The 20,577-nt window shown below is 63.5% G+C and carries 21 protein-coding genes; 13 read left to right on the top strand and 8 right to left on the bottom strand.

What is annotated here, in order from left to right; genetic code table 11:
* The first annotated feature begins 12 nt into the window (after positions 1–12).
* The 10 genes from acnA to trbF all read left to right on the top strand — a co-directional run bounded on the left by acnA (position 13) and on the right by trbF (position 11,092).
* The gene (acnA, locus tag Q0601_RS21105) at positions 13–2,631 is read left to right on the top strand and encodes an aconitate hydratase AcnA (RefSeq protein WP_305291887.1); all 2,619 of its coding nucleotides are present in this window, start codon (positions 13–15) and stop codon (positions 2,629–2,631) included.
* A 31-nt stretch (positions 2,632–2,662) separates the two neighbouring features.
* On the top strand, positions 2,663–3,550 hold the full coding sequence (locus Q0601_RS21110) for a LysR family transcriptional regulator (RefSeq protein ID WP_305291888.1): 888 nt from the start codon (positions 2,663–2,665) through the stop codon (positions 3,548–3,550).
* Positions 3,551–3,790: 240 nt separating this feature from the next.
* Positions 3,791–4,741, top strand: a complete 951-nt coding sequence (gene trbB, locus Q0601_RS21115; RefSeq protein ID WP_441848436.1) for a P-type conjugative transfer ATPase TrbB — start codon at positions 3,791–3,793, stop codon at positions 4,739–4,741.
* A complete protein-coding gene (locus Q0601_RS21120) occupies positions 4,738–5,070 on the top strand; it encodes a TrbC/VirB2 family type IV secretion system protein (RefSeq protein WP_305291890.1) in 333 nt (110 codons plus the stop codon). Before trbB ends, Q0601_RS21120 begins: the two co-directional genes overlap by 4 nt.
* Positions 5,067–5,348: a VirB3 family type IV secretion system protein gene (locus tag Q0601_RS21125; RefSeq protein WP_305291921.1), complete on the top strand. Its 282-nt coding sequence runs from the start codon at positions 5,067–5,069 to the stop codon at positions 5,346–5,348. Before Q0601_RS21120 ends, Q0601_RS21125 begins: the two co-directional genes overlap by 4 nt.
* A gap of 10 nt (positions 5,349–5,358) precedes the next feature.
* Positions 5,359–7,929 (top strand): conjugal transfer protein TrbE, encoded by a 2,571-nt coding sequence (gene trbE, locus Q0601_RS21130; protein WP_305291891.1) that lies wholly within the window; start codon positions 5,359–5,361, stop codon positions 7,927–7,929.
* Positions 7,930–7,949: 20 nt separating this feature from the next.
* Positions 7,950–8,726, top strand: a complete 777-nt coding sequence (gene trbJ, locus Q0601_RS21135) for a P-type conjugative transfer protein TrbJ (RefSeq protein WP_305291922.1) — start codon at positions 7,950–7,952, stop codon at positions 8,724–8,726.
* Positions 8,727–8,747: 21 nt separating this feature from the next.
* On the top strand, positions 8,748–9,035 hold the full coding sequence (gene trbK-alt, locus Q0601_RS21140; RefSeq protein WP_305291892.1) for a putative entry exclusion protein TrbK-alt: 288 nt from the start codon (positions 8,748–8,750) through the stop codon (positions 9,033–9,035).
* A gap of 3 nt (positions 9,036–9,038) precedes the next feature.
* Positions 9,039–10,406 (top strand): P-type conjugative transfer protein TrbL, encoded by a 1,368-nt coding sequence (gene trbL, locus Q0601_RS21145; RefSeq protein ID WP_305291893.1) that lies wholly within the window; start codon positions 9,039–9,041, stop codon positions 10,404–10,406.
* Positions 10,403–11,092 (top strand): conjugal transfer protein TrbF, encoded by a 690-nt coding sequence (gene trbF / locus Q0601_RS21150; RefSeq protein ID WP_305291894.1) that lies wholly within the window; start codon positions 10,403–10,405, stop codon positions 11,090–11,092. Before trbL ends, trbF begins: the two co-directional genes overlap by 4 nt.
* An 8-nt stretch (positions 11,093–11,100) precedes the next feature.
* Here trbF and Q0601_RS21155 read toward each other — a convergent pair whose 3' ends face one another.
* A complete protein-coding gene (locus tag Q0601_RS21155) occupies positions 11,101–11,466 on the bottom strand; it encodes a cupin domain-containing protein (protein WP_305291895.1) in 366 nt (121 codons plus the stop codon).
* Here Q0601_RS21155 and trbG point away from each other — a divergent pair.
* From trbG to Q0601_RS21170, 3 genes are read left to right on the top strand one after another with little or no spacing between them, the layout of a single operon-like run.
* Entirely contained in the window at positions 11,455–12,480 is a 1,026-nt protein-coding gene (gene trbG, locus Q0601_RS21160; RefSeq protein WP_305291896.1) for a P-type conjugative transfer protein TrbG, read from the top strand. The two genes, Q0601_RS21155 and trbG, sit on opposite strands and share 12 nt — an antisense overlap.
* The gene (locus Q0601_RS21165) at positions 12,477–13,610 is read left to right on the top strand and encodes a TraB/TrbI/VirB10 family type IV secretion system protein (protein WP_305291897.1); all 1,134 of its coding nucleotides are present in this window, start codon (positions 12,477–12,479) and stop codon (positions 13,608–13,610) included. Before trbG ends, Q0601_RS21165 begins: the two co-directional genes overlap by 4 nt.
* A gap of 1 nt (position 13,611) precedes the next feature.
* A complete protein-coding gene (locus tag Q0601_RS21170; RefSeq protein ID WP_305291898.1) occupies positions 13,612–13,854 on the top strand; it encodes a DUF2274 domain-containing protein in 243 nt (80 codons plus the stop codon).
* A 32-nt stretch (positions 13,855–13,886) separates the two neighbouring features.
* On the opposite strand, the gene Q0601_RS21175 is transcribed toward Q0601_RS21170, so the two are convergent.
* From Q0601_RS21175 to Q0601_RS21205, 7 genes are all read right to left on the bottom strand, one after another.
* Positions 13,887–14,318: a CopG family transcriptional regulator gene (locus tag Q0601_RS21175; RefSeq protein ID WP_441848435.1), complete on the bottom strand. Its 432-nt coding sequence runs from the start codon at positions 14,316–14,318 to the stop codon at positions 13,887–13,889.
* Positions 14,319–16,337: a conjugal transfer protein TraG gene (locus tag Q0601_RS21180; RefSeq protein WP_305291899.1), complete on the bottom strand. Its 2,019-nt coding sequence runs from the start codon at positions 16,335–16,337 to the stop codon at positions 14,319–14,321. It abuts the gene before it with no gap.
* A gap of 272 nt (positions 16,338–16,609) precedes the next feature.
* Entirely contained in the window at positions 16,610–17,047 is a 438-nt protein-coding gene (locus Q0601_RS21185) for a PIN domain-containing protein (protein WP_305291900.1), read from the bottom strand.
* Positions 17,048–17,049: 2 nt separating this feature from the next.
* Complete coding sequence (locus Q0601_RS21190; protein ID WP_305291901.1) at positions 17,050–17,301, bottom strand: type II toxin-antitoxin system Phd/YefM family antitoxin; 252 nt, start codon at positions 17,299–17,301, stop codon at positions 17,050–17,052.
* 106 nt (positions 17,302–17,407) lie between these two features.
* A complete protein-coding gene (locus Q0601_RS21195; RefSeq protein ID WP_305291902.1) occupies positions 17,408–19,147 on the bottom strand; it encodes a relaxase/mobilization nuclease domain-containing protein in 1,740 nt (579 codons plus the stop codon).
* 321 nt (positions 19,148–19,468) lie between these two features.
* On the bottom strand, positions 19,469–20,233 hold the full coding sequence (locus tag Q0601_RS21200) for a lytic transglycosylase domain-containing protein (RefSeq protein WP_305291903.1): 765 nt from the start codon (positions 20,231–20,233) through the stop codon (positions 19,469–19,471).
* Positions 20,234–20,236: 3 nt separating this feature from the next.
* Positions 20,237–20,569 carry a DUF736 domain-containing protein gene (locus Q0601_RS21205; RefSeq protein ID WP_305291904.1) on the bottom strand — a complete coding sequence of 111 codons (333 nt, stop codon included), beginning with the start codon at positions 20,567–20,569 and terminating at the stop codon, positions 20,237–20,239.
* Between the last annotated feature and the right edge of the window lie 8 nt (positions 20,570–20,577).

The raw sequence follows: 20,577 nt of genomic DNA on the forward strand, positions 1-20,577 counted from the left end.
GAACATTACTTGATGCCCCTTCTATACAACACATTAAGCTCCGGGCCTGGCACATTGCGTTTCACTAACTTACGCGCGATGCTAGGTAATCGTCTGAATTCCTTACCGCATGTCTTGCGATTTCTGGCGGAGAACCATCTCCGCAATACGCAGGGCGACAATCATGAAGAATTGCTGCACGCACTGGACGAATGGCTGGTCGGCCGATCGGCCGGTACTGAGCTGACATTCGTGCCGAGCCGGCTGTTGATGCACGATACGACCTGTACCCCGGCGCTGGCTGACATTGCAGCGCTAAAAGATGCGCTCGCTGAAGCTGGCGGCGACCCAGGAAGCCTGTTTCCGTCCCTGCCCATCGACGTCTCGGTCGATCATTCCCTTGCCGTTGAAAGCTTTGCCAGTCGCGCTGCATTAAGTCGCAATAAAACGGTCGAATTCGTGCGCAATGCCGAAAGATTTGCATTCATGAAATGGGCCGCCGCCAGCATGCCAAACCTTCGTGTCCACCCACCCGGAACCGGGATCATGCACACGATCAACCTCGAACAACTGACCACTGTCCTGCAATTGACTCCGCACGAGAACATATTCGATGCGATCCCGGACAGCGTGCTGGGCACGGACAGCCATACGCCGATGATCAACGGTATCGGTGTTCTTGGTTGGGGCATCGGCGGGCTGGAAGCGGAAAATGTCATGTTTGGCCAGCCGACAACGCTACCTATTCCCGAAATTGTCGGTGTTCGGCTTATCGGCCATCTGCAACAAGGCGCCCTGTCCACCGATCTCGCGCTTGAAGTCACACATCACCTCAGGAAACTGGGGGTTTCCGGCCCCTTCGTCGAGTTCTTCGGGCCCGGCGTGGCGACACTTTCGGCCGATGATCGTGCCGTTGTCGCGAACATGGCACCGGAATACGGTGCGACGACCGGTTTTTTTCCACCAGACGACCGTGTGATTGACTATCTGGTTCGCACTGGCCGACACACCGCAAAAATCGCAGTGATCAAGCCGGTTTTTCAAGAAATGGGATTGTGGTTCGACCATCGCCAGCATCCTCGTTTCGATCGGGAGATTTCAATCGACCTCACCGAGCTGGTGCCATCGATCGCGGGACCACGCAGACCGCAGGACCGGCGAGCCACCATCGAGGCGCGTTCTGCAGTCGAGGATGCACTTCAACGCCCGCTTGCCGATCCCGTTCCGAACGAAATACCGGACGGCGCCATCGGAATTGCTGCAATTACGAGCTGTACCAATACGTCTGACCCACGATTGCTGATCACCGCCGGCCTTCTTGCACGAAACGCCAACCGTCGAGGGCTACGGCCACCACCCTGGGTCAAAACATCGCTTGCCCCCGGTTCGCCATCGGCACAGAACTTTCTGAAACGCGCCGGCCTGTTAGAAGATCTGGAAGCGCTGGGTTTCGATATTGTTGGCTTCGGTTGCACGACCTGCATCGGGAATTCCGGTCCATTGCTTCCACAGATCCGAAGCGCCTTAAACGCTGGCAAGGCTGTGGTCGCCGTCTTGTCCGGGAACCGGAATTTTCCTGGTCGGGTTCACCCCGCGCTCGATCTTGGCTACCTCGCATCGCCCCCCCTCGTGATCGCCTATGCTCTATACGGCGATGTTCGGCAGGACATACGAACCACCACCCTCGGAACATCCGCAAACGGCACCCCTGTCCAGCTGGCGGATATCTGGCCTGCCGAGGACGAGATCAATGCTGCGATGGCCACCGCGATCAACCCGGCAGACACCAAACGCGCCTTCAACGTTGCGGCACGCAATTCCGAGTGGGCAGCCCTCGACGCACCGGTGAGTGACCGTTTCCCCTGGGATCCCGACTCGCGTTACCTGCGCCGCCCGAAGTTCGCTTCGTTGGATAACGCCTCGCGCCTTGGATCATATGACGCAGCGCCATTGGCGATCCTGGGGGACGATATCTCGACCGATCATATCTCACCGGCCGGTGCCATCGCGCCTGAAAGCGAGGCCGGACGCTGGCTGATCAAACACGGCTCAGAGCCGGATAACCTTAATGTCTACGCCGCCTATCGTGGCAATTGGGAGGTGATGCTCCGCGGCTTGTTCACCAATCGCCTGGCTCAAAACTTTCTCGCACCGGAATTGGCTTCAGGTGAGACACGCGTCGAAGGCGAAACGGAGGCATTGACCCTGCATCGCGCGGCCGAATTCTATCGACAACGAAATATTCCAGCGATTCTGATGGCCGGAGAACGCTATGGTATGGGATCATCCCGGGATTGGGCAGCCAAAGGGGTCGCGTTGCTCGGAGTCCGTGCTGTTATCGCAAGAAGCTTTGAACGGATTCATCGCACCAACCTGATCGGCATGGGCATTGCTCCTATTCGTATCCTCGACGGTTTTGTTCCGGCCAACGCCGGTATCAGGTGTAATGATCGCATCCGGATAGCTCTTAATCCTGAAGAACTCAGCCTCGGTCAGCAGCATGTAATTGAATTGATTACGAACGGCATTCCCCTCCCTATCGCGGTACGCCTCGATATCGAGACCAAGCAGGAGCTTACCACATTACAAGCTGGAGGCATTCTGCCGTCAATCCTGCGCATGTCGTTAGCGCATCAGAAAAACCAGCGGTAGCCGCTGCAGATATTGGAAAGGTGAGCATGCCATGGACTTTCGTCATCTCCGATATGTCACCGCAACGGCACGTAACGGCAGTTTCAGTGCGGCGGCACTCGAACTGAAGGTTCAGCAACCGATCGTCAGCCGACGAGTCCGTGAGCTCGAAGAGGAACTCGGCACCGCCCTCTTCGACCGCTCCACCGCCGGCGCGAAACTAACCCCTGTCGGTGAGAGTTTCTCCGACATGGCAGGGCGTATCCTCGACGATCTGCAGCGGCTGAGTGATCGCACGCGGGCTGCCGTACAGGGTCGGCGGGGTAGTGTTGCGCTGGGCTTCTACAAATCCCTGTCTTCGGGTTCTTTCCGTCTTATCCTGCGGCGGTTCCGCGAAGACCACCCCGATATCGATATTGACCTGCTGGAGGCGCCCTTTGCCGAACTGATGGCTGATATCCAATCCGGCAAAATCGATGTGGCAATCATTCTCGGGGAACCGGATCGGTGCCCGGCGCTGAATACGATGGCAATCGGTACGGAGCATCTGATGGCCGCCCTGCCGGAAGATCATCCGTTGGCCGAACACCCCTTCATCTACTGGTCCGACCTGAAGGGAGAACGGTTTCTGATCTCGCATCAGGATCCGGGCCCGGATATCCGCAACATCCTGATCGCCAAGCTGGCCGCGCCCTCGGATGAACCGGTTATTGTCAGCCTGCATGTCAGTCGCGAAAGCATCCTGAGCCTGGTCGGTACCGGCGAAGGGATCAGCCTGCAGTGTGAATGTGCGAGCGGTTTAACTGATCTTGGAGCGGTGTTCCGACCCCTGCATGATGGCAATGGCGCGACCCGGATCGGTTATCTTGCCTGCTGGCATCCCGACAACAGCAATCCCGCGCTGGAAACATTTCTTGAGGCCCTGCGGCCGGAAACCTGAGTCGCGGTACAGGCGGCTTCGCAGCACTCGCGATCGGGATCCGCACCGCAGACTTCCTGTATTTTTTCTTTCCTCTACGACCGAATTCGATCTCGAGAAAAAACCTGTTGCTCGTGGGCCTTTTCCGGCTTTCTTGCTGTCCCCGATCCAGGGTTGCCTGTTGGAGGCGCCCGCGAACGGAACGGGGACGGCATGGTGGATACTCATCGGAAACCGGAGGTACTGGAGCGCGGAGCGCGGATGCTCCGGACCGCGCTCGGGCCGGCGATCGCCCGGTTTCTGAACGATCCCGTGACCGTCGAGGTGATGCTCAACCCCGACGGGCGGCTCTGGATCGACCGGTTGTCCGAGGGGCTGACCGATACCGGTGAGACGATGTCGCCCGAGGGGGGCGAGCGGGTCATCCGGCTAGTGGCGCATCATGTTGGCACCGAGACCCATGCGGGGGCGCCGCGTGTCTCGGCCGAACTGCCGGAGAGTGGCGAGCGCTTCGAGGGGTTGCTGCCGCCGGTGGTCGCGGCGCCGACCTTCGCGATCCGCAAACCCGCCATCGCGGTCTTCGCGCTCGAGGATTATGTTTCCAAGAATATCATGACGCGGCTGCAGGCCGAGGCACTGCGGCTTGGTGTCGCCACCCATGCCAATATCCTCGTCGCCGGCGGCACTTCCACCGGCAAGACGACACTGACCAATGCGCTGCTCGCCGAGGTCGCCAGAAGCACCGACCGCGTGGTGCTCATCGAGGATACGCGGGAGCTGCAATGTGCCGCGCCCAATCTTGTGGCCATGCGGACAAAGGAGGGCGTCGCCTCTCTCTCCGATCTCGTCCGCTCCGCGCTCCGGCTGCGCCCGGACCGGATTCCGATCGGCGAGGTGCGGGGGCCAGAAGCCCTCGATCTGCTGAAAGCCTGGGGCACCGGCCATCCCGGCGGCATCGGCACCATCCATGCCGGATCGGGCATCGGGGCGCTGCGGCGGATGGAACAGCTGATCCAGGAGGCCGTCATCACCGTGCCGCGCGCCCTGATCGCTGAGACCGTGGATTTGATCGCCGTGCTCTCGGGGCGCGGATCGGCGCGCCGCCTGTCCGAACTCGCCCACGTCGAGGGGCTCGGTCTGGACGGGGACTACCGCATCACCCCCGTCATTCCCGATATCGACACCTTCCATGATACCGGAGATCCCGCATGATCCACCATGCCCTGCGCATCCGCCAGCATATCGCGACCACGGCTTTCCTCACCTATGCCAGCATGTTCATCGCGCCCGCCGCCCATGCCTCGGGCTCATCGATGCCCTGGGAGGCGCCGTTGCAATCGATCCTCGAATCCATTGAGGGGCCGGTCGCCAAGATTATCGCGGTGATGATCATCATCATGACCGGGCTGACCCTGGCCTTCGGCGATACCGGCGGCGGCTTCCGCCGGCTGATCCAGATCGTCTTCGGCATCTCCATCGCCTTCGCGGCCTCGAGCTTCTTCCTCAGCTTCTTCAGTTTCGGCGGCGGGGCCGTGATCTGATGGCGGGTTTTGAAGACCTCGCTACCGTGCCCGGCTTCTCCGTCCCGGTCCATCGCGCGCTCACCGAGCCGATCCTGCTCGGCGGTGCACCACGGAGCATCGCGATCCTGAACGGCACGCTGGCCGGCGCCGTAGGGCTGGGTCTCCAGCTCTGGCTCGCAGGCATTCTGATCTGGGCCTTGGGTCATATCGCCGCCGTCTGGGCGGCAAAGCGCGATCCACTCTTCGTCGAGGTCGCGCGGCGGCATCTGCGCCTGCCTGGCCATCTGGCGGTATGAGGATGCGGGTATGATGAACCTTGCCGAATATCGTCGTCACGCCACGCGGCTTGCCGATTACCTGCCCTGGGCGGCGCTGATCAGCGAGGGTGTGGTGCTGAACAAGGACGGATCGTTCCAGCGCACGGCCCGGTTCCGCGGGCCGGACCTGGAGTCTTCGGTCGCTGCCGAACTGGTGGCGGTGGCCGGCCGCATCAACAATGCCTTCCGCCGCCTCGGCTCCGGCTGGGCGATTTTCGTGGAGGCGCAGCGCAGCGCGGCAGCCAGCTATCCGGACAGCATGTTTCCCGATCCGGCCTCGGCATTGCTCGATGCAGAACGCAAGGCCGGCTTTGAAGAAGACAGCGCGCATTTCACCTCCCGCTACTATCTCACCTTCCTGTGGCTGCCGCCGGCCGAGGATGCGGCGCGGGCCGAGAGCTGGCTCTATGAGGGCCGCGAAAGCGCGGGCGTGAACCCCTGGGAATTGCTGCGCGGCTTTCAGGATCAGACCGACCGGATGCTGGCGCTTCTGGACGGTTTCATGCCGGAATGCCGCTGGCTCGATGATGGCGAGACACTGAGCTATCTGCATTCCACCATTTCCACGAACCGGCAGCGCGCGGGCATGCCGGACGTCCCGATGCATCTCGATGCGCTGCTGGCCGACCAGCCGCTTCTCGGCGGGCTGGAACCGCGGCTGGGCGATCAGCATCTGCGGATGCTGACCCTCACCGGCTTTCCGGGGTCGACCACGCCGGGCATTCTCGACGATCTGAACCGGCTAGCCTTTCCCTATCGCTGGTCGACCCGCGCCATTCTCATGGACAAGACCGATGCGACACGGCTGCTGACACGGATCAGGCGGCAATGGTTCGCCAAGCGCAAATCGATCGCCGCAATCCTCAAGGAGGTGATGACCAATGAGCCATCGGCACTGGTGGACAGCGATGCGGCAAACAAGGCAACTGACGCCGATCTCGCGCTCCAGGAACTTGGGGCCGATACGGCGGGCATGGCATATGTCACCGCCACAGTTACGGTCTGGGATAGTGATCCGCGTGTGGCCGACGAGAAGCTGCGGCTGGTGGAAAAAATCATCCAGGGGCGTGATTTCATCGCCATGGCGGAAAGTGTCAATGCGGCGGATGCCTGGCTCGGTTCACTGCCCGGTCATGCCTATGCCAATATCCGCCAGCCGCCCGTCTCGACACTCAATCTCGCCCATATGATTCCGCTCAGCGCCGTCTGGGCGGGCGACGGGCAGGACGCACATTTGGGTGATGCGCCGCTGCTTCACGGCCGGACCGAGGGCGCGACCCCGTTCCGGTTTTCCCTGCATGTCGGCGATGTCGGCCATACGCTGGTCGTGGGTCCGACCGGCGCCGGCAAATCCGTGCTGCTGGCGCTCATGGCGCTGCAGTTCCGCCGCTACAAAGGAAGTCAGGTCTTCGCCTTCGATTTCGGCGGCTCGATCCGGGCGGCAGCGCTGGCGATGGGTGGCGACTGGCATGATCTCGGCGGCGGGCTGACGGAAAGCGAGGATGTTTCGGTTTCACTGCAGCCGCTGGCCCGCATCCATGAGGCGCATGAACGTGCCTGGGCGGCCGACTGGATCGTGGCCATTCTCGCACGCGAGGGCATCCGGATCACCCCGGAGGTGAAGGAGCATCTCTGGACGGCACTCACCTCGCTGGCCTCGGCACCCGTCAGGGAACGCACCCTCACCGGGCTGGCCGTGCTGCTGCAGGCGAATGATCTGAAACGGGCCTTGCGGCCCTATTGCATCGGCGGGGCTTACGGCCGGCTGCTCGACGCGGAAACCGAACATCTCGGAAGTTCCGATGTCCAAGCCTTCGAGATCGAGGGGCTGATCGGCACCGGCGCGGCGTCGGTAGTACTGTCCTATCTCTTCCACCGCATCGGTGACCGGCTTGATGGCCGCCCGACGCTGCTGATCATCGACGAGGGCTGGCTGGCGCTCGATGACGAGGGCTTCGCGGAGCAGCTCCGCGAATGGCTGAAGACACTGAGGAAGAAGAATGCCTCCGTCATTTTCGCCACGCAGTCATTGAGCGATATCGACCATTCCGCCATCGCGCCCGCGATTATCGAGTCCTGCCCGACCCGGCTGTTGCTGCCGAACGAGCGCGCCATCGAGCCGCAGATCACCGAGATCTATCGCCGTTTCGGCCTCAATGACCGGCAGATCGGGATTCTCGCCCGGGCCACGCCGAAGCAGGACTATTACTGCCAGTCGCGCCGCGGCAACCGGCTATTCGAACTGGGACTCAGCGAAGTCGGCCTCGCCCTCTGCGCCGCCTCCGCCAAATCCGATCAAGCGTTGATTACGGAAATTTTCGCCGAACATGGCCGCGACGGTTTTCTGGCAGCCTGGCTCCAGGCGCGCGGCGTCGACTGGGCGGCGGATCTGATCCCCGATCTGCCCAATCTCGCAGCTGGGACGGAGGAGCCGGAAAGGGACAGCACATCACTGCCTGATGGTGTCGGGGCTCCCGGCGAGGGTGAGACCATTTCGGCGGTGTCCAACGCCGAATTCGCCGGGGAAGAGAACATGACCAAAGAGGAGATCGATCCGTGACGCGCAGCACCAAGATCCCAATGAAAATCCCGATTTTCGGCATCACCAGCGCCACGGCACTGGTCCTTGCGTTGGCGGCGCCACTGGCACTGACGCCGATCCTGACGCCCCCGGCCCATGCCTTCTTCGGCGGGTTTGGTCGCATCGTCTACGACCCGACCAACCATGCCGAGAACCTGCTGACCGCGGCGCGGGCGCTCGAGCAGATCAACAACCAGATCACCTCGCTGCAGAACGAGGCGCAGATGCTGATCAACCAGGCCCGCAATCTCGAAAGTCTGCCCTATAGCGCGCTCCAGCAGCTGCAACAGAATGTGCAGCAGACCCAGCAACTGCTCGGGCAGGCGCAGGGTATTGCCTTCGATGTCCAGAAGATCGATCAGGCATTTGCGCAGGATTACGGGGAACTTTCGCACTCGGCAACGGATCAGCAGCTTCTCACGGATGCGCGCTCGCGCTGGGAGACCAGCATCGGTGGTTTGCAAGACGCCATGCGCATGCAGGCCGGCGCCGTCGGCAATATCGACAGCAACCATACAGAAATGTCCACGCTGGTCGATGAAAGCCAGAATGCGGTGGGTGCGCTTCAGGCCACCCAGGCCGGCAACCAGCTGCTGGCGCTGCAATCGCAGCAGCTCTCCGACCTGGTCGCGGTGATGTCGGCGAATGGCCGGTCGGAAGCGCTTCTCGAGGCCGAGCGCGCCACCGCCGCCGAACAGGGACGCATCCAGCGCGAGCGGTTTCTGACGCCCGGCAGGGGTTATCGCCCGGGCAACGCCCGGATGTTCAGCGAGTGATGATGGGCAAGGGCGCGCGCCATGCATGATCCGTTCTGGCCACGTGTTGTCGCGATCCTGCTGCTGGCCGTGGCCATGACGGTGACCGTGATCCGGTTACAAAAAACCGGGGATCTGCCGGAGCCGCCGGGGCTGGAACAGCTCACATTCCCCACCGATCCGCTGCGCATGGAACAGCGCCGCTGCCAGCAAATGGGCGAATCTGCCGCGAAGGACGAAAAATGCCTGAACGTCTGGGCCGAGACCCGCGACCGGTTTTTGGGAAAGACGCCGGATCCGGAACTCCCAAAAAAGAACGAGGGACAGTGAATCTTGGAGAGTACGGGCGTCATCGATCAATTCCTGGAGGTTTTTACTTCCTATATCGATTCCGGCTTCGGATTGCTGGGTGGCGAAGTGGCGTTCATCGCCAGCACGCTGATCGTCATCGATGTGACGCTGGCCGCGCTCTTCTGGGCCTGGGGCGCCGAGGATGATATTCTGGCGCGGCTGGTCAAAAAAACGCTCTTCGTGGGTGTCTTCGCCTGGCTCATCTCGAACTGGAACACTCTCGCCCGGATCGTGTTCGAGAGTTTTTCCGGTCTCGGCCTGATGGCCTCGGGCACCGGATTCACCAATGCCGACCTGATGCGGCCCGGCCGGGTCGCCCAGACCGGGCTCGATGCCGGACGGCCGCTGCTGGACAGCATTTCCGATCTGATGGGCTGGGTGGCGTTTTTCGAGAACTTCATCCAGATCGCCTGCCTGCTCTTTGCCTGGACGCTGGTGATCCTCGCCTTCTTCATCCTCTCCGTGCAGCTTTTCGTCACCTTGATCGAGTTCAAGCTGACCACCCTCGCGGGATTCGTGCTGATCCCCTTCGGGCTTTTCGGCAAGACCGCCTTCATGGCCGAGCGGGTACTCGGCAATGTCGTCTCCTCCGGCATCAAGGTCATGGTGCTGGCGGTGATCATTGGCATCGGCTCCACGCTCTTCGGTCAATTCACCGAAGGCTTCGGCGGCGCCACCCCGACCATCGATGAGGCCATGGCCATCGTGCTGGCGGCGCTCTCGCTGCTGGGTCTGGGCATTTTCGGGCCCGGCATTGCCACCGGGCTGGTCTCCGGTGGCCCGCAATTGGGGGCGGGTGCTGCCGCCGGCACCGGACTGGCGGTGGGTGGCGCGGCCCTTGCCGCAGGTGGAGCCGCAACGCTTGCGGCCGGCGGTGGTGCGGCCGCGATGTCTGGAGCAACGGCAGCCGCCCGGGGTGGCGCGGCACTTGCCGGCGGCGCCGCCACCGCCTACCGGCTCGGGGCAGGCGGACAATCTGGGATCGGTGGAGCTGCTGCGGGCATGGGCGGCGTCGGGCGTGCTGCCGGAAGCGCGCTTGCCTCTCCGCTCAGGCAGGCCGCCTCCCGTGCCGCAAACAGCATGACGTCGGGCTATGCGCAGGGCGCCAAAAGCAGCGTCGCGGCCACCGGCGGCAGGTCCACCATGGGCACGCTTGGCGGCGGCGAGTCTGACGAGTCTTTCGCAACAAGCAGCTCAACCCCTCCCAGCACTGCCCCCGCCTGGGCGCAGCGCCTCCGCCGTCATCCGGGGCTTGGTCAGGGCGCAAGGGTGACGGCCCACGCCTTGCGCGCGGGTGACAGCCATGGCCCTGGCGCCTCCGTCAATCTTTCCGAAAGCGATCGCCCATGAATATTTTTAAGCGCCCGACCACGCATTACGGCAGGACACCGGAGCCCGAGACGCCCTACCAGAAAGCCGCCCAGGTCTGGGACGAGCGGATCGGCTCGGCCCGGCTACAGGCAAGAAACTGGCGCATCATGGCCTTCGGCTGCCTGATCCTCTCGGGCTGTTTTGCCGCGGCCCTGATCTGGCAATCGGCGCGCGGTACGATTGCTCCCTGGGTGGTGCAGGTTGATGCGCTGGGTGAGGCCCAGGCTGTCGGGCCCGCGGACGCCGATTATCAGCCGACCGATCCCCAGATCGCTTTCCATCTCGGCCGTTTCATCGAACAGACCCGCGGGCTGCCCGCCGATCCGGTGATCCTGCGCCAGAACTGGCTCAGGGCCTATGAGTTCACCACTGATCGCGGCGCGGCCGTGCTCAATGATTACGCCCGTGCCAATGATCCATTTTCCCGTGTCGGCGAGGAACAGATCTCCGTGGAGGTGTCATCCGTGATCCGGGCCTCGCCGGATTCGTTCCGCGTCGCCTGGACCGAGCGCCATTACGGGAATGGCCAGCAATCAGGTACCGAGCGCTGGACCGCGATCCTGACCATCATCATCCAGCCCCCGCGCAGCGCCGAGCGCCTGCGCGCCAATCCGCTCGGCATCCATGTCAACGCCATCAGCTGGTCACGGGAGATGAGCCAATGAGGATCGTTTCAGATCACCACGCCTTGCGGCGCCGTGAAATTCTCATCAGTGACATTGCCGGTGTTCAGGACCTCGGCGGGCTCGAAGATCAGGATCTCCGCTTCCTCATCGGCCGCCGTGCGGTGCTCGACACCCCGTGGAACGACGACAAATTCTCCCGGTCCCATGTCACAGACCCGGTCACGGAACTCCACCCGGAAGCGGCCTTTCCAGACCAGGAACATTTCCTCGCAATCCTCATGGTGATGCCAGGGGAAAACACCCTGAACTTTCACGATCTTCACCTCCTGCCCGTTGAGGCCGGCGATCACCTTCGGGCGCCAATGCTCCGAGAAAAGCGAAAATTTTTCGGCGATATCTCCATGCTGCACCATCTGCTCTTCTCTCCTCGAAAGCTTCTCCGCCAGCCTGTCATATACGGATTGAGCATCGCCTTTGCCACTCTGGTGCTGACCGGCTGCGTCGCGGACAAGCCGCCGCAGTTCCGCTATGACGATCATGTCCCGCCCCTGCCGGACCCGCCGGCGGTGGAAGCCGACAGGGTTCCCGAGCCCTTGCACAGACCACCTGCCTGGACACCGGCAAAGGGCGGCGAGGCGGCGGGCACGCCCACGACCCGTATCAACAATGCCAATGCCGCGGCTCGGGTCGAGCCGCGCCGCGAGGGCTATTACAATGCCATCCAGGTCTATCCCTGGTCGGAAGGCGCGCTCTACCAGATCTATGCCGCGCCCGGGCAGATCACCGATATCGCGTTGGAGCCCGGCGAGACCCTTGCTGGCACGGGCCCGATCGCGGCGGGCGATACCACCCGCTGGATTATTGGCGATACGACAAGCGGTTCCGAGGCAAGTACCCGCACCCATGTCTTGGTGAAGCCGACCCGGCCGGATATCTCGACAAACCTGGTCATCAGCACCGACCGGCGCAGCTACATGATCGAGTTGCGTGCCAGCGAGGAGACCTGGATGCCAGCCGTTTCCTGGGATTATCCGCAATCGCGCGTCATGCGGCGCGCCACAGTCGCGCGACCGACCATCCCGTCGGCTTCGGCTCGAAACTACCGCTACGGGCTGCAGATCCCCGACAGCAGCCCGCCCTGGCGGCCCGTTTCCGTCTTTGATGATGGCCGCCGGGTCTATGTGGTCTTTCCGCCCGGCATCGTGCAGGGCGAGATGCCGCCGATCTTTGTGCTGGGTCCCGAAGGCGAGCCGCAGATCGCCAATACTCGGGTATCCGGCAATGTGCTGATCGTGGACCGGCTGTTTGCGGCGGCCGAGCTGCGTCTCGGCAGTGGCAAACAGCAGGTGGTGCGGATCGTCCGGATTGCGCAGCAGCAGGCGATGGCCGTGAAGAAGAGCGCGTCCCGTGACGGGGGCTCGTCATGAGCGGGACCGACACTGCCGAACGGATGCGGTTGCACCCCGATCCACCGCGCGTCACCCGTCTGTCGCGCAAAATGCTCATCGGTGTCGGGACCATCGCCTGCCTCGGGATCGGTGGGGCACTGATCTATGCGCTTCAGGCGCCTAAGACGGCGCCGGGCGATGAGGAACTCTACTCGACCCAGAATCGGACCACGGCGGATGGGCTTGCCGAATTGCCGTCCGATTATACCGGCCCGGAACTCGGACCCGCGCTGCCCGGCGATCTCGGTGGGCCGATCCTGAAAACTCAGGAGCAGGGAAAACCGGTCGACCTGTCTGCCGTCCCTGTGCCCAGGGTCGATCCCGAGGAAGAGCGCCGCCGCACCGAAGAGGAAGCCGCAAGGCTCAGCGGCGTGTTTTTCGAGGCCGGGGCCGAAACCGGAAATGCGACAGCGAGCGCCGCCCGGCCGGGTCTGACCGGACTTGCCGGGCAACCCGGTTTAACAGATGCTCAAGACGAGCAGCGCACTTTCCTCGACGGTCCGGTGGACCGGCAGGTGGTGGCGCCGGATCGCGTCACGCCACCGGCCTCACCTAATATCCTTCAGGCGGGCTCGGTCATTCCGGCGGCGCTCATCACCGGCATCCGCTCCGATCTGCCCGGCCAGATCATCGCGCAGGTCACCGAGCCCGTCTATGACAGCCCCACCGGCTCGATCCTGCTGATCCCGCAGGGTACGCGGCTTATCGGCGCATATGATGACAGTGTCAGTTTCGGCCAGCGCCGGGTGCTACTGGTCTGGAACCGGCTGATTTTCCCGGATGGTAGCTCCATCGTGCTGGAGCGTCTGGCGGGGGCCGATTCGGGCGGTTATGCCGGGCTCGAGGATGGCGTCGATTATCATTGGTGGGATCTGATGAAGGCCGCCGGTCTCTCGACGCTACTCGCGGCCGGGGCCGAATTCGCAACGGATGACGGGGACAGGCTGACCCGTGCCATCCGCGAAGGCGCGCTCGATACGATCAATGAGACCGGGCAGCAGATCGTCCAGCGGCAGTTACAGGTGAAACCGACATTGACCATCCGGCCGGGATTCCCGGTCAGGATCATTGTGACGAAAGATTTAATCTTGGAAAGCTTTGGAGATTGATATGGAGAAACTGAAGCTCGGTCCGTTGCCCGATGATAAACCAATGAAAGTGACGGTGGAACTGCCCGCCAGCTTATATCGCGATCTCGTTTCATATGGCAAGATTCTTGGTCGTGAGGGCGGGCAGGGCGCGATCCAGCCACAGAAACTCATCGTGCCTATGCTGGAACGCTTTTTCGCGACGGATCGTGGCTTTGCAAGGGCACGGAAAAGCGTCCGCACCGGACATGGTCCCGGCGACTGATGCTTCCTGAGTCACAGCCTGTAGCATCAGAATCACCCCTCCTGTCCAGATTCCTCCGGCACTTCCTGGCGCAGCTTCGGACCACGCATCAGCCGGCGGCCGAGCGCCTCCAGAAACCGGTCATAGCGTTGCCCACCCTGCGCCCGTGCGCTCGCCTGCGCCGCCTCGGGCAGAGGTGGAGTCGAGGTCAGCCAGGATCTGATGAAGATCGCGAAGGCCTCGTTGGCAATGCCGATATCGCGCTCCAGCCGCTGCATGTTGCGGTCGAGCCGGTCGAGCCGCCGGCTCAGGGCAGCCTCCTGGCGTTCGTCGGCATCGGGCGTGAGAAAGGAGGCAATCGCCGCCTCGGCGACCAGCGAGCGGGATTTCGCGCGGCGATCGGCGTAATCGGCCAGCAGCAGCATCAGCTCGGGATCGAGATAGACCGAGAGCCGCTTCTTTTTCTCAGAACGTTCCGGCATCATTCAGAGCTCCATTCCGTCATCCGGGTTCATCGAGATCTGTCGCGCGATCCGGCCCATATCGCGCTTCAGCACCTTGTTGTGAATCTGGTTCTGTCCAGGCCCATCGATATCCGGATCGAACTCGTTCTCCAGAGGCTCCGGCGGCTCCGCCGCGATCTTCTTCCGCGGCTCGAAGCCTGGTTCACGGCGCAGACCGGCATTCTCCGGATCACCGGACGACTTTGTATCGGCCCGCGGAACGTCGGTTGAGGCAGATACGGGATCACCGCCCTGCCCCCGGATATCCGAGGCCGGAACCACGCGCCCGGTCCAGTCATCAGGCCTCGTCTCACCACCCGTTTCCAGTTCTGGAACGGGCAGCAGGCGCTCCCGGAACCGCGCATCCTCGAAATAGCGCGCCTTCTTTGCCCGGACCGGTGGCGTACCCGCGACCATGACGATCTCCTCCTCCGGCGGCAGCTGCATCACCTCACCGGGGGTGAGCAGCGGCCGTGCGGTGTCGGAACGCGAGACCATCAGATGACCGAGCCAGGGCGCCAGCCGGTGGCCCGCATAGTTCCGCATCGCCCGCTTCTCGGTGGCGGTGCCGAGCGAATCCGACACCCGCCTGGCGGTGCGTTCATCATTGGTGGCGAAGCAGACGCGGACATGGCAATTGTCGAGAATCGAATTGTTCGACCCGTAAGCCTTCTCGATCTGGTTCAGGGATTGCGCGATCAGGAACGCCTTGATGCCGTATCCCGCCATGAAGGCCAGTGCGGATTCGAAGAAATCGAGCCGACCGAGTGCCGGGAATTCATCAAGCATCATCAGCACCCGATGGCCGCGATCCTTCGCATGCAGATCCTCGGTCAGCCTGCGGCCGATCTGGTTCAGAACCAGCCGGATCAGCGGTTTGGTGCGCGAGATATCCGAGGGTGGCACCACCAGATAGAGCGTCGCGGGTGTCCCGCCCGCGCCCAGATCGGCAATGCGCCAGTCGCAGCGGCGGGTGACCCGTGCCACCACCGGATCGCGGTAAAGGCCGAGAAAGGACATGGCGGTCGACAGCACGCCGGAGCGTTCATTAACGGCCTTGTTCAGAAGCTCGCGGGCCGCGGAGGCGATGACGGGATGCGGCCCGGCCGCACCCAGATGCGGGGTGCGCATCATCGCGGCGAGCGTCGTCTCGATCGGTCGGCGCGGATCGGAGAGGAAGGCGGCAACCCCGGCCAGCGTCTTGTCCGGCTCGGCATAGAGCACATGCAGGATGGCACCGACCAGCAGGCTGTGGCTGGTCTTCTCCCAGTGATTGTGCCTCTCCAGCGAGCCTTCGGGATCGACCAGGACATCGGCGATGTTCTGGACATCGCGCACCTCCCATTCGCCGCGGCGCACCTCCAGCAGCGGATTATAGGCGGATGACCGGGGATTGGTCGGATCGAACAGCAGCACGCGGCCATGTTGCGCACGGAACCCGGCCGTCAATTGCCAGTTCTCGCCCTTGATATCATGGACGATCGCCGATCCCGGCCAGGTCAGGAGCGTCGGCACCACGAGGCCGACGCCCTTGCCGGAGCGAGTCGGCGCGAAACACAGCACATGTTCCGGGCCGTCATGGCGCAGATAGTCCCTGTCATATCTGCCGAGAACGACCCCGTCGGGGCCGAGTAGCCCGGCCTGCGCGATCTCGGCGGGTTCCGCCCAGCGCGCCGACCCGAAGATATCGACATCCGTTGCCTCCCGTGCCCTACAGACCGACATCAGGATGGCGATAGCAATCGCGAGAAAGCCCCCCGACGCCGCGATGATGCCGCCCTCCACGAAAATCCGCGGTGCATAGGCGTCATAGAAATACCACCACCAGAACAGCGCGGGCGGGTAATAGACCGGCCAGCCCGCCAGTTCAAACCAGGCCGGACCGAGCTGTGGCTGGAAGCCGAGACGCCATCCCACCCATTGCGTCGCCATCCAGGTGGTGGCGAGCACGATCAGGGAGACGATAAGGATCTGACCCCAGAGGATGCGGGTGGCGGACAAGGCGTGATTTGTTCCCTGCTGGTTTCCGATATGATCGAAAAAAGCCCGCTTTCCGCCGGTTGCAACCACAATCCTTCCGGAGATCGCAATGCGGCGAAGGGAGGCGTAAAAATACCGGCAGGCTGCGAGGCGCGGTCTTCACAACCACCCCTGTCACCATCGTGTCGAAACCAGCTTCTGACATTGCCCGGCGATTCGCTGCCGGTCATATCCCGGCCGGGCGACCACAGGAGACCAGTAGGTAACGACGTCTGAGACCGGCACGGTCCTTGCTAGGTCGCGGGCAGTTCCTTCAGCGGATTCATATAAGGGACGCCGAGCGGCGCGAAATGCCGCTCATTGGCGGTCAGCACCGTGAGACCATGCGCGGCCGCCGTCGCGGCGATGGCGATATCCTCGAAACCCGGATCATGCGCGCGCGCCCGGTCGAGGATCGCACCGGCCTCGCGGGCCTCGCTCACGCCGAAGGGCAGGATCCGGCTGGCATGGAAATGCTCCACGGCAGCAAGCCAGCGGCGCAACGCCGCAGCCTTAGTGGTCGCACCGATCCGGACCGCCCGGGCAATGCCCGCCTCGATCTCGGCGATGGTGATGGCCGACAGGTAGAGCCCGTCGCTATGCGCCCGTATCCAGTCCCCGAGGGTGTCCGCCCCGGCATCGCGCCGGGTCGGCGCCGAGGCCGAAATGATGTTGGTGTCGAGCAGATACAAGTTCAGAGACCGGTATCCCGCAACGCCCGCGCGGGTTTGCGGGACCGTTCGGGGATATCGCCGGGCTCCCCGGGAAAGACCCGCAGCAGATCGGCGAAATCCGGCACCCGGGAGATGCGCTGCCATTCCTCGAAGGAGAGCAGTACGGCCTCCCTGCGGCCATGGCGGGTGATCACCGTCGGCTCTCCCGACACCGCCAGATCGACCACGGCCGATAGCGTCGCCTTGGCATCCCTGAGCTGGAGTTCCTTCATGATCATCTCCATTGTGACTACAGATAGTCATATAGGGACATACGTACCTCCCGTCAAGACAACTCCAGGCGCATCGGTTCTCTCTGCAACAGCTTTCCATACCGTTTCACAGCCCCAGCCCGCGCTTGCGGCCAAAAGACCAGTCCACGCCACCATCCCCGCGCGCAACACCGGAGACATGCCGGTCGAGATGCGTCTCGAGCGAGGGCGACCAGGGCACCAGCCGGAATCCCAACCCGTCATCGATCATGGCGAAACGGCCGGAAGCCAGTGCGTATCGCTGACGGTAGGTGCCCGCGACATTCTCTCCGCGGGCGGTACGGGTGAAGGGCTGACGGGTCTCCGCGACCAGTTTCCCGGCAAGCGCATCGACCTCGCGGCTGCGCAGGGTCTCGAGCAGCCGGCGCGCGAAGACGATCCGCCCGCCTTGTCGTTCGGCGAGACCCTCGCCGATCAAATGCCCGACGCGCCGGTCCAGCGCCTCTCGCACCTCGGCACCGAAGCCGGTCCCGGAGAGCGGGACGGGATCCCGGGCAAGGGCCTGCCGGTCGAGCCAGGTTGCCCCCGTCGCGCTGATCTGGGCGGAGAGATCGAGATCGGAGCGGGCCGCCAGCGCGACACGGCGGATGCCACGCGCATCCTCATATGCTCGCAGCTCGACGATCGAGCCAGACGGGCTGTCACCTGCGGCATCGAGATGCGGCAGACTGATGTGATGGGTGCGGCCGTCCACACCATCGATCACGGCATAGGCGGTACCTGTCAGCTCGTCATCATGGCCGCGCTCCACGAGACGGCCGATGACCGGCGTGTCGATGCCTCCCCCATCCAGCACATAACCGGCAGGGCCGCGCGCGATGCCGCGTTCGGTCAGCGCGCGATGCATGCGTTTGATGATATCGCCACGCTCCCCCATCTCACGGAGGGTCGGCTCGGCTTCTTGCAACATCACCCATTGGCCCGGCCCAACCCGGTTCGCCAGTCCCAGGCTTTCCAGCCGCCGCAACCGTCCGATCTTCTGGGGCAGGTAGTCGTCACCGCGACCATCCACCGCCGGCGCCATGTCGATGATCCCGGAGCTGCCGGCATCACGGACGAGCTGGCGGTCGAGTGCAGTCCAGCGCTCCGCCCCGACCTGCCGTTCAAGGCTGCGGCGGATCTCCAGCTCATGCCGCGGCCCCAGTTCCCGGGTGATCAGGTCCTGCGCCCGATCGCGCATCCCCTCCCTGATATAGTCCCGGGAGATGACGAGATCACGACCGTCATCGGCCCGGCCCCGCAGGATGACATGGAGATGCGGATTGCCGGTGTTCCAGTGATCGGTGGCGATCCAATCGAGCTCCGTGCCGAGATCCTTTCCCGCCTGCGCCATCAGCTCGCGCGTAAAGCGTTTCAGATCCGCCATATCGGCGGTATCCTCAGGGGAGACGATGAAGCGGAAATGGTGCCGGTCCCCCCGGCAGCGCTTCGTGAAACCCTTCACATCCGCATCCTCCGTCTCAGGACCGAACATCCGGGCCCTTTCCCCGTCCCGGGTGACGCCGTCGCGGCGCAGATATCCGAGATGCCGCGTGAGCGCAGCGGGCTGGCCGCGATGGCGAACCACCCGCGCCTTGACGGTACAGAGACGCGAACGACCGGTGATCAGCCTGTTGGCGCGGAGGCTGGCGGCACGGCCCCGGCCCATGCGTGAGGCGCCCGGCGAAACCACCCGGCCATTGCGCGAGATGCGCCCGCCCGCCTTCTGCGCGGCGGAGAGCGCCTGCGCCACGAAGGGCCGCGCCCGCTGGCTGCGGCTGGACCGGATACGCCCCGGGCGGATGCGGAACTCATCCTCGTGGCTCATGGCCGGATATCCCGCGAGCTGCGGAATTCCATGAATTCGCAGGAAAAGGGACATGGGCGCGATGTGCAAAAATGCGCCGCGAGGTGCGCAAAATGCCGGGAAACCCGGCAAACACGACCGCCTCTCATGCCCGCGATGTGCGGGCTTTTATCTTGCATTGCTCCCACCACCCTTCCGCTTTTCCCGCCGCTCCCGCATCCTCCGCGACAGCTCCTGAAAAACTGCGATAATTCCCGAAGATCATCGAGCTTCCGCGTATAAGCGAATTCGATATACATGACTGCCCGTCGAAACCGGTTGCGGGACAATCCGGACGCATGGTCATTGTGCAACTCCGGTGCCGGAACGGCGGACGAACAGCCCGCCGGATTGCGGTGCAGCGGTGATTTCGCCACGTGCTGGAATGGCATTCCGGGCACCTTTTGAAGAGCCGCCCGGTTGCACGGAATCCGCAGTCGTATCGGGATCGGACTGCATGACGAAGAGCGATGCCTCGCGCCAATCGGCGGGCGACACCGCAGTGGAACCGCCGCCAGGAAGCGCGTCGCCCCCCAGCAGTGGCGCCAGCCTGGCGACATAGGCGCGGGTCTCGGCCGGCAGTTTCCGCCCCGAGGCCAGGTAGTCGTCATATCGCCCCGGCCCGGCATTATAGGCCGCCAGCATGCCGGTGACGGTGCCGTAGCGGTCGTACATCTCGCGCAGATAGGCCGCGCCGGCGAGGATGTTGTCGCGCGGCGCGAACGGATCACTGCCGAGCCCATGGCGCCGGCGCACCACCGTCCAAGTTTCGGGCATGATCTGCATCAGGCCCATGGCGCCCTTGGGCGAGACCGCCAGCGGATCGCCCCGGCTTTCGACATGGCGAACGGCGCGGATCCAACCCGCCGGAATGCCGAAGCGCTGCGAGGCTTCCGCGATATGGGCCGCGAACGGATCGCGGGTTTCCTGCGCCGCCGGTTGCACGTTCTGCGCCAGCGGACCAGCCGTCGGGATGACAGCGACGGTGAGGCCAAAAAGAAGAGGAGCAGCGATACGACGGCGGCGGTCGCACCGCGAACCGGCACTGAGAATGCAGCAAACCGGCATGATTCAACCCCTGCCCTCGCGCTTCGGTAGCCGGCTCCAGTGCAGCGACCATGCGGAACCACCGTTACGAAACAGATGGGCGCGGATCGGCTGCGGCAGGGCTGGATCGCCGATCAGCAACGACAGAAAGGTTCCGGCACGCTCGCCGGTCTTTTTCCACCCCGCACCAATTTCCGGCCCGTCGGCATCGGTACCGTTGTGGATCCGATAATCCGGTGCGTTCTCCGCATTTGACGCATCGACTGCAATGATGGTGATCTCGCTGTCGAGCGTGAGCGTCCGGATACGGCCGGAAAAGCCGGTTTCCGTGGCGATAAATTCTCCGATCTGTGGCATGAGGTAAT

Origin of the sequence: Paracoccus wurundjeri, assembly GCF_030678915.1 — a bacterium.
In the GTDB taxonomy this organism is placed as follows: Bacteria; Pseudomonadota; Alphaproteobacteria; order Rhodobacterales; family Rhodobacteraceae; genus Paracoccus; species Paracoccus onubensis_A.